The sequence below is a fragment of the Rhizobium herbae genome (assembly GCF_019511375.1).
In the GTDB taxonomy this organism is placed as follows: Bacteria; Pseudomonadota; Alphaproteobacteria; order Rhizobiales; family Rhizobiaceae; genus Pararhizobium; species Pararhizobium herbae_A.
The window spans coordinates 328,956-342,269 of the sequence record NZ_JAEUAO010000002.1 but is presented as its reverse complement, the minus strand read 5'-3'; the positions used below and the strand labels follow the sequence as shown (position 1 = coordinate 342,269).

General features: G+C 61.3%; 13 protein-coding genes. 5 read left to right on the top strand and 8 right to left on the bottom strand.

Features of this window, described 5'->3' with window-relative positions; translation table 11 throughout:
* Positions 1–52: 52 nt before the first annotated feature.
* Positions 53–2,338: an NADP-dependent malic enzyme gene (locus tag JNB71_RS08875; protein WP_220371465.1), complete on the top strand. Its 2,286-nt coding sequence runs from the start codon at positions 53–55 to the stop codon at positions 2,336–2,338.
* Positions 2,339–2,548: 210 nt separating this feature from the next.
* Here JNB71_RS08875 and JNB71_RS08870 read toward each other — a convergent pair whose 3' ends face one another.
* The 5 genes from JNB71_RS08870 to JNB71_RS08850 all read right to left on the bottom strand — a co-directional run bounded on the left by JNB71_RS08870 (position 2,549) and on the right by JNB71_RS08850 (position 8,368).
* A complete protein-coding gene (locus tag JNB71_RS08870) occupies positions 2,549–3,427 on the bottom strand; it encodes a GNAT family N-acetyltransferase (protein ID WP_220371464.1) in 879 nt (292 codons plus the stop codon).
* Between the two features lie 94 nt (positions 3,428–3,521).
* Positions 3,522–5,828, bottom strand: a complete 2,307-nt coding sequence (locus JNB71_RS08865) for a PAS domain-containing hybrid sensor histidine kinase/response regulator (protein ID WP_220371463.1) — start codon at positions 5,826–5,828, stop codon at positions 3,522–3,524.
* A gap of 55 nt (positions 5,829–5,883) precedes the next feature.
* Entirely contained in the window at positions 5,884–6,366 is a 483-nt protein-coding gene (lspA, locus tag JNB71_RS08860) for a signal peptidase II (protein ID WP_222857229.1), read from the bottom strand.
* Positions 6,366–7,226 carry a TrmH family RNA methyltransferase gene (locus JNB71_RS08855; RefSeq protein WP_220371462.1) on the bottom strand — a complete coding sequence of 287 codons (861 nt, stop codon included), beginning with the start codon at positions 7,224–7,226 and terminating at the stop codon, positions 6,366–6,368. Before JNB71_RS08855 ends, lspA begins: the two co-directional genes overlap by 1 nt.
* Entirely contained in the window at positions 7,223–8,368 is a 1,146-nt protein-coding gene (locus JNB71_RS08850) for a class I SAM-dependent methyltransferase (protein WP_220371461.1), read from the bottom strand. Before JNB71_RS08850 ends, JNB71_RS08855 begins: the two co-directional genes overlap by 4 nt.
* A 119-nt stretch (positions 8,369–8,487) precedes the next feature.
* On the opposite strand from JNB71_RS08850, the gene JNB71_RS08845 reads away from it, so the two are divergent.
* Positions 8,488–8,940: a CoxG family protein gene (locus JNB71_RS08845; protein WP_220371460.1), complete on the top strand. Its 453-nt coding sequence runs from the start codon at positions 8,488–8,490 to the stop codon at positions 8,938–8,940.
* Positions 8,941–8,943: 3 nt separating this feature from the next.
* Here the strand turns inward: JNB71_RS08845 and JNB71_RS08840 are convergent, their stop codons facing one another.
* The 3 genes from JNB71_RS08840 to sppA form a co-directional block, all read right to left on the bottom strand.
* Positions 8,944–9,288 (bottom strand): DUF1049 domain-containing protein, encoded by a 345-nt coding sequence (locus tag JNB71_RS08840; RefSeq protein WP_220372222.1) that lies wholly within the window; start codon positions 9,286–9,288, stop codon positions 8,944–8,946.
* 121 nt (positions 9,289–9,409) lie between these two features.
* Complete coding sequence (locus JNB71_RS08835) at positions 9,410–9,712, bottom strand: integration host factor subunit beta (protein ID WP_018323897.1); 303 nt, start codon at positions 9,710–9,712, stop codon at positions 9,410–9,412.
* A 140-nt stretch (positions 9,713–9,852) separates the two neighbouring features.
* A complete protein-coding gene (gene sppA / locus JNB71_RS08830; RefSeq protein WP_220371459.1) occupies positions 9,853–10,812 on the bottom strand; it encodes a signal peptide peptidase SppA in 960 nt (319 codons plus the stop codon).
* 218 nt (positions 10,813–11,030) lie between these two features.
* On the opposite strand from sppA, the gene lptC reads away from it, so the two are divergent.
* From lptC to lptB, 3 genes are read left to right on the top strand one after another with little or no spacing between them, the layout of a single operon-like run.
* Positions 11,031–11,699: an LPS export ABC transporter periplasmic protein LptC gene (gene lptC / locus JNB71_RS08825; protein ID WP_220371458.1), complete on the top strand. Its 669-nt coding sequence runs from the start codon at positions 11,031–11,033 to the stop codon at positions 11,697–11,699.
* Between the two features lie 8 nt (positions 11,700–11,707).
* Positions 11,708–12,259 carry an LptA/OstA family protein gene (locus JNB71_RS08820; protein WP_220371457.1) on the top strand — a complete coding sequence of 184 codons (552 nt, stop codon included), beginning with the start codon at positions 11,708–11,710 and terminating at the stop codon, positions 12,257–12,259.
* A gap of 13 nt (positions 12,260–12,272) precedes the next feature.
* Entirely contained in the window at positions 12,273–13,082 is an 810-nt protein-coding gene (lptB, locus tag JNB71_RS08815; RefSeq protein WP_431028473.1) for an LPS export ABC transporter ATP-binding protein, read from the top strand.
* Positions 13,083–13,314: the final 232 nt, after the last annotated feature.

Below are 13,314 nucleotides of genomic sequence, written 5' to 3'. Positions count from 1 at the left end.
CAACAACAAAGCGGCGCAGCGGTGCCGTCGCCCACAAAAGGTTGGAGGATCCATGTCGGCAAAGGACAAGAGTGGTCGCAGCGCCACCAGCGTGACGGACCAGGAAGCGCTCGATTTTCACTCGCAGGGCCGGCCTGGAAAGTTGGAGATTTCACCGACCAAGGCGATGGCGACGCAGCGCGACCTGTCGCTTGCCTATTCGCCCGGCGTAGCGGTGCCGGTGAAGGCGATCGCGGCAGATCCGGCAACCGCCTATGACTACACGACGCGCGGCAACATGGTGGCCGTCATTTCCAACGGCACCGCCATCCTCGGCCTTGGAAATCTCGGCGCACTGGCCTCCAAGCCGGTGATGGAAGGAAAGTCGGTCCTATTCAAGCGCTTCGCCGACGTTGATTCGATCGACCTCGAGGTCGATACGGAAGATGCCGACGAATTCATCAATTGCGTGCGGTTCCTCGGCCCCTCCTTCGGGGGTATCAACCTGGAGGACATCAAGGCGCCGGAATGCTTCATCATCGAGCAGAAGCTGCGCGAGATCATGGATATTCCCGTCTTCCATGACGACCAGCACGGCACGGCGATCATCGCAACTGCAGGCCTCATCAACGCGCTGCAGCTGACAGGCCGTGACCTGAAGACCACACGGCTGGTGTGCAATGGCGCAGGCGCGGCGGCCATTGCCTGCGTCGAGCTCATCAAGTCGATGGGTTTTGCACCCGAAAACATCATCATGTGCGACACGAAGGGCGTCATCTATCAGGGCCGCACCGAAGGCATGAACCAATGGAAGTCGGCCCATGCAGTCAAGACCGACCGGCGTACCCTCGAAGACGCAATGAACGGCGCAGATGTGGTGCTCGGCCTGTCGCAAAAGGGTGCCTTCTCGGAGGCGATGATCCGTTCCATGGCTGAAAAGCCGATCATCTTCGCGATGGCCAATCCCGATCCGGAAATCACGCCGGAGGAGGTATCCGCCATTCGCGACGACGCGATCATGGCCACCGGCCGATCCGACTATCCGAACCAAGTCAACAATGTGCTGTGCTTTCCCTACATGTTCCGCGGCGCGCTCGACGTCCATGCCTCGACAATCAACGAAGCCATGAAGATCGCGGCGGCCGAGGCCTTGGCGAACCTTGCCAAGGAAGACGTCCCGGATGACGTGGCGGCCGCCTATCAGGGCAACCGGCCGCGTTTCGGCCCGCAATACATCATTCCCGTGCCCTTCGATCCGCGCCTGATCTCGTCCATCCCGGTCGCGGTGGCAAAGGCGGCGATGGAGAGTGGGGTTGCCCGAAAGACAATTCCGGATCTGGCCGCCTATGGCCGTCAGCTTTCGGCCCGCCGCGATCCGATCGCCTCGACGCTGCAGCGAATCTACGAGCGCGTTCGCCGCCAGCCGAAGCGGATCGTCTTTGCCGAAGGCGAAGAGGTTCAGATGATGCGCTCGGCACTTGCCTATGTGAACCAGGAACTCGGCACTGCCCTGCTTCTCGGCCGCGAGCAGCAGATGCGTGAGATGGCCGATCGGGAGGGTATCGACCTCGACCGGCCCGGCATCCAGATCGTCAATGCGCGCATTTCCAAACGCACCGGCGCCTATACGGACCATCTTTACGCCCGGCTGCAGCGCAAGGGCTATCTCTACCGCGACGCCCAGCGCCTGATCAATAACGACCGCAACCACTTCGCCGCCTGCATGGTGGCCTTGGGCGACGCCGACGGCATGGTGACGGGCATTACCCGCAACTATTCCACCGCGCTCGAGGACGTGCGCCGCTGTATCGATCCGAAACCGGGACACCGGGTGATCGGCGTGTCGCTGGCGCTGTGCCGCGGCCGCACCGTGCTTGTCGCAGACACGGCCGTGCACGACATGCCGTCGGCCGAGGAACTCGCCGACATTGCCGAGGAAGCGGCAGGTCTCGCCCGCCGGCTCGGCTATTTCCCGCGCGTGGCGATGCTTGCCTATTCGACGTTCGGGCACCCGTCCGGCGAGCGCTCGGAACGGGTGCGCGAGGCCGTCAACATCCTCGACAGGCGCCGCGTCGATTTCGAATATGACGGCGAAATGGGTGCGGATGTGGCACTCAACGCCCGGGTGATGGAACAGTATCCCTTCTGCCGGCTTTCCGGCACCGCCAACGTGCTCGTCATGCCGGCCTTCCACTCGGCCTCGATCTCGACGAAGATGCTGCAGGAACTGGGGGGATCGACCGTCATCGGCCCGCTGCTCGTCGGGCTCGACAAATCGGTCCAGATCGTTTCGATGGCGGCCAAGGATTCCGACATCGTCAACATGGCGGCTATTGCCGCGCACAATGCCAGCAGCTGATCAAGACAAGCAGAGCACGAAAAAAGCCCGCTCGGGGAACCGATGCGGGCTTTTTCATGTGATATGCCGATCTTGATCAAAATATTCAGGCCAAGCCTGCTGAATACTTTCTATGCAGTAAGCGAAGGGCTCATGTTCACTCACAAGCAAACTGTATTCTACAATGCTGCGTAGCGTCAAGGCGTTTTGCAACCTTTAATGGTTTTTTCATCAGGTCGAGAATCTTCCGGCATCATTACCGTAGTAATTGAGATAGCGACCGGAAATATGCGTGATCGGCAAGACGATCAGCACATCCGTTGTGCGGAAGGCATGATCGACGACGGCGCCCTTGCCGACCATGGCGCCGAGGCGCATGTAGCCCTTGATCAGCGGCGGCAGGGCGGCGAGCGCCTTGCGCATGTTGATGGCTTCGGCCGGCATCAGATCCATCGTGCGGAACAGTTCCGGAAGGGCGCAGACCTCCCATTCCTCCCGCACCACCATGTTGTGGTGGAGAAAGGAGAGTGCCAGTGCGTGTTCCTCCGGGATGACGCCGGGGAAGGAGCCACAACCGAACATCGCATCGACGCCGTATTTGAGCGCATAGGCCCAGTTGCCCTGCCAGAGAAGCTCGACAGTGCGCTTGGTGCGATATTGCGGCAGCACGCAGGAGCGGCCAAGCTCCATGAACTTCTTCTCCGGATGGCGTTCCAGCAGCGAGCCGACGGAAAACTCGGAAGCCGAATAGAAGCCGCCGGTCCGGGCCGCAACGTCCTGGCGAAGCAGCCGGTAGGTGCCGACGATCTGGTCCTCCGGATCGCCCTCGATCGACGTGTCCAGCACCAGCAGGTGATCGCAGACAGCATCCCAGGCATCCGCATCACGCTTGCGGCGCTCGGCATCCTGCGGGATCTGCGCCTTCATTTCTTCGACGAAGACCTTGTAGCGCACCGCCTGGGCGGCATCGATCTCCGACGCATTGCGGGCAAGACGGGTTTCCAGATTGCCAATACGGCCGAGCACATCCGACGCCGGGGCATTGACGCCCCGGACACGGGTCTGCGGCTGGTCAGCCACGATCACCAGATCCAAAGGTTCGACTGTCATTGCGCGTCATCCTGGTCACAATAATCCTGTCCGGCTTAAACCACGTTTCTGCGACAGGATAGTGACATTGGGACCGCAAGGCAAAGGTTGACTGTCAGTGGGAAAGCAACAAGCGGTTGATTTCGGTGGTCAGCGCTTTCGGATCGGCAGGCTTGGAAAGGACGGCGCTCGCGCCGGCGGCCAGCAGTTTCTCACGGGTTTCGCCCGCGGCATCGGAGGTGAGCACGATCACCGGAACAGCCTTTCTTTTCGACTGGCGCTCCTCCTCTCGTAGCCGTTTCAGCATCGAAAATCCGTCGCCGCCAGGCATGTTGAGGTCGGTGACGATCAGTTCCGGGTCGATGCGGACACCCGCCGGCGCATCGAACAGGGCGACAGCAAGCGCCTCGAAATCCTCGACCACGCGGACCGGATGTCCGGCCCGCTCGAGCACCGCGCGGACCATGAAGGCATTGACCGGATCGTCTTCCGCCAGCAGCAAGCCGCCCTCGACCGGCTTTTCGCGCAAGGCCGGGGCGTCCCGCAGCACCGGCCGGTTGTCGTTGATCGCGTCGCGCACCTCCATTCCCTTCATGCGGCCCCGCAGGACCTCGACCAGTGACTTTTCGCGCAACGGCCGAATGAGCCAGGCGTGATAGCCGTCCATCTGGTTGATCGGCCGGCCGTTGCGCTCTTCGGGATTGACGAGGTAGGTCTTGCGCAACTTCTGCTGGTCAAGGATCGGCATCTGGGCCAGGAGGGTCTGGAACTGCGCGGAATGCCGATGATCGACGATGATGTCCGTCAGCGATGTTGCCGCCGCAAGCGCACGAAGGGCGACGGCCTGCGCTTCCAACACCGTTTCGGCGCATTCGCAGAAGCCGCCAAGCGTCCGGATCGTCGATGACAACGCCCTGGAGGCCGGCCCCGCAGGCGCCATCACCAGCACGCGCGAGCCATCAAGAACACCCCTCCTGGCGAGCGCGGCGGCAGCGAGATCGCAGCCCACGGCCGGAAAGCGAATTTCGAAGGTGCTGCCCTTGCCCGGAATGCTGGAAACCGTCAGCGAGCCGCCGAATTCCTCCATGATGCGCCGCGAGATCGCCAGACCAAGACCGGAGCCGAGGGAGCGCTGGGCGCTGCCTCCCGCCTGCTCGAACTCGTCGAAGACCCGGGCCTGCTCCTGCGGCGTCATGCCCGGGCCGCTGTCGTCGATGCGAATGACGGCGGTCGCGCGCTCGATGGAGGCCGTGACGAGAACGCCGCCAGTATGCGTGAACTTGACAGCATTGCCGATAACGTTGAACAGAACCTGGCGCAGGCGGGCGGCGTCGAAATCCATCAGGCTCGGCACTTCGGCTGTGACGGTGGCGCCGATTTCGATGCCTTTGTCATGCGCGCGGTGGGACAGCATCTCGACGACGCTCTCGATCGTCTCGCGCAACGGCGCAGGCGCCGGGCGAAGCTGGAAGCGACCGACCTCGATCGATGAGAAATCGAGCAGATCATCGACCAGTTGCACCAGCGCATGACCGGACTGGCACATGCCGGAAAGATAGTTTTTCTGCTCGCTGGTGAGCCGCGTCTGGCCGATCAGGTCGCTCATGCCGAGAATGCCGGACAGCGGCGTGCGGATTTCATGGCTGACCGTTGCCAGCAGCCGCGACTTCGCCTGGCTGGCGATTTCGGCCTTGCGGCGCGCTTCCTCGCGTTCGCGCGCGACCCGGCTTTCCTCGGTCACATCGCGGCCGATGCTGTGCAGCATGAAGACGCCGCTGCCCGGTTCGCGGGCGATGACGTCATGCCAATCGAACAGCTTCACCCCGGCATCGGTGACGATCCGCACGCTGTAGTGATTGGGGCCGCTCGCCGGCTCGAAGTCGATGCCGAGCGCCTCGCAGGTCATGCCTTCCGGCTTCAGCCACCCGGTCAGGCGGCGGAAGACGGTATTGGCCTGGACGATACTGCCGCCCGGTTCGCGGATGATGGCGATATCGCCGAGTGCGTCGTGGATGGTAGAGAGCAGTTGCGAAGTCTCGCTGCGCTCCCAGCGTTTGTCGCTCGCCTTCTCTTCCTGGACGCGGCCACGGACCGCGGCCGGTCGAGCGACGGAGCGATACCAGTCCTTCAGCAGCAGAGCGGCCCCGGCGACACCGGCGATGGCAAGGCCTGCAGGCAGCAGATAAAAGCCTGCGTCGATGCCGGCGCCGAAAACGGCGGCAGAGCAGAGCACAGCACCGCCTGCCAGCGCCGGCTTCAACGCCGGGTACTTTTCCCGAGGGACATCAAGACCGTCGCGCGGCTGCAGAAAATGGAGATCGTCGTGCGCCCCGGCTTGCGACGCGCTGTCCTGCCCCAGCGTGCGGCGGGGCGCGCTGAACTCGGCTGCAATCCGCTTTTTCAGGTTTGGCAGGTCGCTCATGACGCCTGCCTAGCACGACAAGCGTTTTTAATGGCTTCAGCCGGTCTCTAAAATTTTAGGCGTCCTGCTTTTTCAATATCTCGTCGAGGATGATCGCACCGGCGCCAATGGTGATGAAACTGTCAGCGAGATTGAACACGGCAAACGACCAGGTTGCGGTGTGGAACAGCACGTAGTCGATTACATAGCCGAAGATCAATCGATCAACGAGATTTCCCAAGGCGCCCGCAATGATCATCGCATAGCCAAGATGTGCGAAGAACCGGTCTTTTGACGTGCGCCGCCACAGCCAGAGGACGAAAGCGACGACGAGGAGGCGCATGGTGACGATGAACCAGCCTTCCATGCCGGACAGCATGGAAAACGCCACTCCGTAATTGTAGGTCCGGTACAGCGCCAGCATCGGCATGACCGGCACAGCCTGCTGAAACGGCAACCACATCTCGACCGCAGCCTTGATCGCCTGATCGATCAGGACGGCGATGACGACAAGAATGAGGATCGGCAGCGGTCGCGAAAAAATAGCCGTCTTTTCCATTATGCCTTGGCATCCAAAGTCAACAAATGGCGGCGCGCTTCAAACAGCATGATGCCGGTGGCGATCGCCAGGTTGAGAGAATCGGCGCGGCCCTGCTGCGGAATACGCGCCAGCGCGGTCGCCTCCTTTGCCAACTCGTCCGGCAGGCCGGCCTGCTCGTTGCCCATCAGCAGGACGACCGGCTTCTTGCGGTAATCGATGGTGCGGTAGTCGACGGCCCCCGAGAGATGCGTGGCGACGACCTGAACGCCGGCGGCCTTCTGCCATTTGACGAAATCGGCGACGCTGGTGCGGACGACCGGCATGGCAAAGACCGAGCCCATGGTGGCCCGCACTGTTTCCAGCGAGAACGGATCCGTGGTTTCGCCGATCAGGATGACGCCGGAAGCGCCTGCCGCGTCGGCCGTGCGGATGATGGTACCGAGATTGCCGGGATCGCGGACGCGGTCGAGGGCCACATAGGTCTCGCCGAGCTCGGGTCTGATGTCCTTCAGGTTCGCATAGCGCTGCTCGAAGACGCCGACGACCATCTGCGGGTTGTCGCGGCGGGTGATGGCCGACAGCACCTTTTCGCTGACTTCCAGCACCAGGCCGCCGCTCGATACCGTCTTCAGCGCCACCTGCTCAACCTGCGCCTTGCCCTTGGCCGCCTTGGCGTAGACCAGCGTCTTGATGGTCCAGCCGAGATCGAGCGCGTCGATGACAAGCTTCAGCCCCTCGGCGATGAAGGAATGGGTCTCGTCGCGCTCCTTCTTGTTGGCGAGCGCCTTGATGTCCTTGATGATCGGATTGGCAAGGCTGGTGACTTCCTTTACCTGGCCGACCCGGCGGGGGCCGTGATCCCTGTGGTCATAGTTCATTTCGGCACCCATCGGCTGAAAAGGGAGGTGGAAAGCGCCCGGCCCGTCTCGTTGCCGTCAAGGCCGCCTTCCCTGAGGATAAGTTCGCCCGATTCCACCGCGCCACCCCTGCCGCGCATCGTCTCGCGCATCAGCTCGTGGATGGAGTAGAAGCTCGCGCGGATCGAATAGGCCGTCAGCACGAGGCCCCTCGCCTCCGGCGACAGGATCTCGCGGCAGATGTCGAGCATCAGGGCGAGATGGTCGAAAAGCTGCCAGACCTCGCCATTCGGGCCGCGGCCGAATTTGGGTGGGTCCGTCAGGATGATATCGTAGCGGCTGCCCCGGCGCTCCTCGCGCTGGATGAACTTCATTGCATCCTCGCAGATCCAGCGGATCGGCAGATGCTCGCCACGACCCAGCGCCTGGTTTTCCCGCGCCCAGCCGATCGCCTTCCTGGAGGCATCGACGTGTGTCACTTCGGCGCCGGCTTTCGCCGCGATCAGCGAGGCAACGCCGGTATAGCCGAAGAGATTGAGCACCTTCAGCGGCCGACCGGAGTTCTCGATCTCACCCTTCATCCAGCTCCAGTGCGCGAGCTGCTCGGGAAAGACGCCGACATGGCGGAATGCAGTGAAGCGACCGTAGAACTCGGCATCGAGGATCTGCATGGGCCAGGTCTCGCCCAGCACATCCTTGGGAAACCGCCACCGGCCCATGCCGTCTTCGTCGGTATCGCCGGTGAAGATCGAGTCCACATTGTCCCAGACATGCGCCGGCAGCGTTTTCGGCCACAGCGCCTGCGCTTCCGGCCGCACGATGCGGTAGGGGCCGTACTGCTCGAGCTTCAGGCCGTCGCCGCTGTCGATCAGGTGATAGTCCCGCGCGCCCTTCGTCTCGAGAATGACCGGGACACGCTCCTGCGGCTTGGCTCCGCTGCGGATGCGAACTTCGGCGCGAGGTGGCTCGACGGCAACCGTCTTCGTGGCGGCTTTTTGGGGAAGCGGTTTGTCTGCGCCCTTGCGAACGAAAGGCACGCTGTCGCTCCGCACCGGATTGGCTTGCGCTGATTTCCTGGCCAACGGCTTTGCGCCACCAGCCGGCCTTGCACGCGCCACCGTCTGCCCGGCTTTTCCCTTGGGCCGTCGATCTTTGTCTTTCACTTAGGGTCGTCCGTCCATCTGCTACGGTTCAAGCGCTGCAAATAGCACCGCTCCTCCTGTTGGCAAAGCTGATTCACGTCTTACATACGAGAGTGCAACCGCAACGATGGAGAACCAGCATGGAAATGAAGGGGGAGGAGCGCATCGCCGCTCACCGGGACGCTGTTTGGGCAGCGCTCAACGACCCCGACATTCTCAAGCAGTGCATCCCCGGCTGTCACTCGATCACGCGAACGTCACCGACCGAGTTTTCGGCAGCGCTGAAGGTGAAGATTGGCCCCATCCCGGTGATGTTCACCGGTCAGATTACCCTGTCGAATGTCCAGGCTCCGGACAGCTATAGGATTTCAGGTGAAAGTGCGGGCGGCATCGCCGGTCTGGCGAAAGGCCGCGCGGATGTGACGCTGAGCGAATATGGCGACGAGACCATATTGGCCTATGACGCGAGCGCGGAAATCGGCGGCAGGCTTGCGCAGCTTGGATCGAGGCTGGTCGGCTCAAGTGCCAGCAGGCTGGCGGCAAAGTTCTTTTCCGACTTCAGTGCCGCCGCCAAGGCCTTGGCGGAAGCCTGAGACTTATTTCGACGAAGTCGGAAGCATTGTCTGCGATGCTATGGTTTCTGCGCGGGTGCGATGTTTTTCGGCTTCGGCATGCCACTTCACCGCCTGGCTCGCCTCGTTGCGCGCCCGCTTGCGATACTTGCCCTGGCTGAACCAGGTGGCGAGTGATCCGACGATCATGCCGAAGATCACCGCGAGAAACAGAAAGACGAAGAACGGCGCCGAGGCGGAAAGAACGCTGTCCGTCGGATCGAACGGATTGAGCGCCAGGGTGACCGTCTGCCTGTTGGCGACCGACAGCACGATCAGCACGATGGCGATCGGGACCAGCACTACGATGTTCACCAGCTTCTTGATCATCATTCCGTCTCCGTCATTCCCGCAGCCTGATGCCGCGGCACTCCGACCTGCCGCATAATTTTGTCCATAAACCGGCAAGATCCAGGGAGTTCGGCAGGCGCATCAAGCGGATCGCCGCGGCTCATTCATCATCTTCATCGTCGGAACCGGGATTGAGGCGCTCACGCAGCTCCTTGCCGGTCTTGAAGAAGGGAACCCATTTTTCCTCGACGAACACGCTGTCGCCGGTGCGCGGGTTGCGTCCGGAGCGCGACGGCCGGTTCTTGACCGAAAATGCGCCAAAACCGCGCAATTCGACCCGGTTTCCGCCAGCCAGAGCATCCGTGATTTCATCGAGAACTGCGTTGACGATATTTTCGACATCCCGGTGATAGAGGTGCGGATTGCGAGCCGCAACAATCTGCACCAGTTCTGACTTGATCACTGTCGCCCCCTCATTTTTTGAATTTGCGTTTGTTCTTAGAGTGTTATGCCCATCGGATGGCCATGTCCACCGGTTGCGCGGGATGCCCAGCCGTTTTCAAGCCTCCCAAAACGGCAAACAAGAGGTCATCGGGTGTTTTTTCAATCGCTGCCAACCTGCCAAACGGAAACCAGACCGTCAAGAAACAACTTCTCCCGGCCTATCTTTTCGAGGTTCTCTAGGAGCGGAAAAGCTTCATATCCCAAGGATTTGAGCCATCCGGACGCAGTCGCCCCCAGGCCGAACGGGAAGGACGAGCCGGGCGCCTTCCACTCGACGATGTCAAGTTCCTTGGCAACTTTCCGGCCGCTCAGAAAGGCACGAATTTCCACCTCGCCACCGAGTTCGTCAACCAGCTTCAGCTTGAGCGCCTGACGTCCGGTGAAGATGCGCCCGTCGGCAAGCTGCCGGGCTTCGTCGCGCGGCATTTTCCGGCGGTCGGCGACAACATCGACGAACCAGTCGAAGCTGTCGTCGATCATTGCCTGGATCACCGCCTTGGCATCGTCGCTCGGCGGGTGGAAAGGCGAGGGCTCGGCCTTGAGCGGCGAGGATTTGATCTCCTCCAGCGAGACGCCGACCTTGTCCATCAGCGTCTTGATCTGCGGATACTGGAAGAGAACGCCGATCGAACCGGTAATCGAGGTCTCGCCGGCAATGATGCGATCACCGGCAAGCGCGATCATGTAGCCTGCCGATGCGGCCAGCGTGCGAATGTCGGCGACCACCGGCTTCTTTTCCGCCACCTTGCGGATAGCCTTGAACAGCACTTCGCCGCCATAGGTCGTGCCGCCGGGCGAGGTAATGGTGACCACCAGCGCCTTGACGGCATTGTTTTCGGCTATGCGATCGAGACGCTCCAGCAGTTCGCGGTCATCCTGGATGATCCCGGAAATATTGACCCGCGCGATATGCGGGCGGCTGAACGCGCCCGTCTCGCCGGCGCTCGCATAGATGTAGGCGGCGATGCCCGCCAGGAGTATCAGAGCGATGGACACGAGCCGCCAGAAGCCCAGTTTTCGCCGAAGCTGGCGCCGGTCGGCGATCGCAAGCTGATCCATGATCTTTCCTCCTTTTCAAGGGCGGCCGGATAAACAAGCCCTTTTCTGCCCAGCGATCCATAGCTGCGGACCGCCACGTTGTAACCCGGTTTGAACAAAATTCGAGCCTCCATTGTAGCGGAACAAAAAAATCTCCATATTCGCCGTCACTCACATCGCCTGGTCAGCAGGTCCCTTGGGCATTTGCGCCGCGATGATTTCGAACGACGGGCTACTTCATGCTGAATGACGTGCATTTTTCCGGCGGCTTGCCGCATTCGGGGCCGATCCTCGCCGACGCCTATACGGTCGCGGCGCGCCATTCCCGGCTGGTCAGGCGGCTGAAGATCATCCTGCCGCTCGTGGCGGTCTTGATCGGCGCGATTTTCGTTGCCGTTTCGGTGGTGCGCGCCTTCCTGCCGGAAAACCTGCAGATCGAAAACGCGACGATCGAAAACGGCAAGATCGTCATGCAGAACCCGGCAATTTCCGGTCGCAACAAGCAAGACATCAGCTACTCGATGAAAGCTGTGCGCGCGCTGCAGGACATCGCCAATCCCGACATCATCACGCTCGAGACGATCCACGCGGAGATGCCCGTCAACGACAAGCTGATCGCCACCGTCGAGGCGACCAGCGGCATTTACGATCGCGGTGGCAACACCTTGAATATGAACGCACCTTTCAGCATCAGCATGAACAATGGCGTCGTTGCCGATTTCCAGAAGGCCTATCTTGACATCAATGCCGGCGAGATGGAGACCGAGAAGCCGATCGCCATCAGCATGAATGGCGGTTCCATTGTTGCACAGTCGTTGAGAATGACGGATAAGGGACGCATTGTTACATTTGAGGGCATGGTGAAGGTCGTCGTCGATCCTAAAACCATTCGCAAAACCGCCAACTAGGTGCACATATGTCGGCCATTTCCGCCTTTTCCTTTCGGCTTGCCGGAACTTTCATTCTCTTAAGCCTTTTTGCCACTACTCCCCTTGCCGCCCAGGAGACGACGAGCAAGATGAAGGGTCTCCAGCTTTCCAACGAGGAGCCGATCCAGATCGAGAGCGACAAGCTGGAAATCAAGGACCCCGAAAGCAAGGCGATATTCACCGGCAATGTGAAGGTCGTTCAGGGAACGACGACGCTGCAGGCCGGAAGCATGGTTGTCTATTACAAGAAAGGCGGCGGCGCGATTTCCAGCGGCAACGCCGATATCGACCGCATCGAGGTGGACAAGAAGGTGTTCCTGCAATCGGGCACGCAGCAGGCGACAGCCGATAGCGGCGAGTTCAACATGACGGCCCAGACGCTGGTGCTGAAGGGCAAGCAGGTGGTGCTGTCGGAGGGCAAGAACGTTTTTACCGGCTGCCAGTTGAACGTCCAGATGGACACCGGCGAAGCGCAGCTCGAAGCCTGTGGCGGGCGCGTTCAGATCCAGCTCGACCCGAAGTCCCAGAAAACGAACTGATGCAGACGCCCACGTGAACATCACCTTCCTGAACAAACGCAAGCGGGCTGGCAAGCATGACGCGGCCGCCCCGGCCCGCGTCGTCGACAAGGCACGCTACGAGGGCACGCTGATTGCGCGCGGCCTGACGAAAGCCTATCGCGGCCGCAGGGTCGTCAACGGCGTGTCGCTGGTCGTGCGTCGCGGCGAGGCCGTCGGCCTTCTTGGTCCCAACGGCGCCGGCAAGACGACCTGTTTCTACATGATTACCGGCCTGGTGCCGGTCGATGAGGGATCGATCGAGATCAACGGCAACGACGTGACGACGATGCCGATGTATCGCCGCGCCCGGCTCGGCGTCGGTTACCTGCCGCAGGAAGCCTCGATCTTTCGCGGCCTGACCGTCGAGGAGAATATCCGCGCGGTTCTCGAAGTGCACGACAAGAACCGCGACCGGCGCGAGAGCAAGCTCAATGAACTGCTCGGCGAGTTCAACATCTCCCACTTGCGCAAATCTCCGGCCGTGGCGCTTTCGGGTGGAGAACGCCGCCGCCTGGAAATTGCCCGGGCACTGGCGACCGATCCGACCTTCATGCTGCTCGACGAACCCTTCGCGGGCGTCGATCCGATTTCGGTTGCCGATATCCAGGCGCTGGTGCGTCACCTTACCTCGCGCGGCATCGGCGTTCTGATCACCGATCACAATGTCCGCGAGACGCTGGGCCTGATCGATCGCGCCTACATCATCCATGCCGGAGAGGTGCTGACGCATGGACGGGCCAATGACATTGTCACCAATGCGGATGTCCGTCGCCTTTATCTCGGCGACAATTTCAGCCTTTGAGCATGTTCTTTTTGGTCGATGGTGAGGATGACGGCGGCAGCGAAAATCTGCCGGGACATTTCTCTTGACCGAGAGCCGGATTTTGAGCAAATTTCGCTCACCCGCTGATGCTGCAGCGCAGTATGGGCACAGCAGGCATTTTGCACGTTCCGATGACATCACTCCGGAGCATCGCAGGCGGGTTCTCGCCTTGCAGCTTTGCGCATTGTGCATGTCTATTGCATAGAAAAAT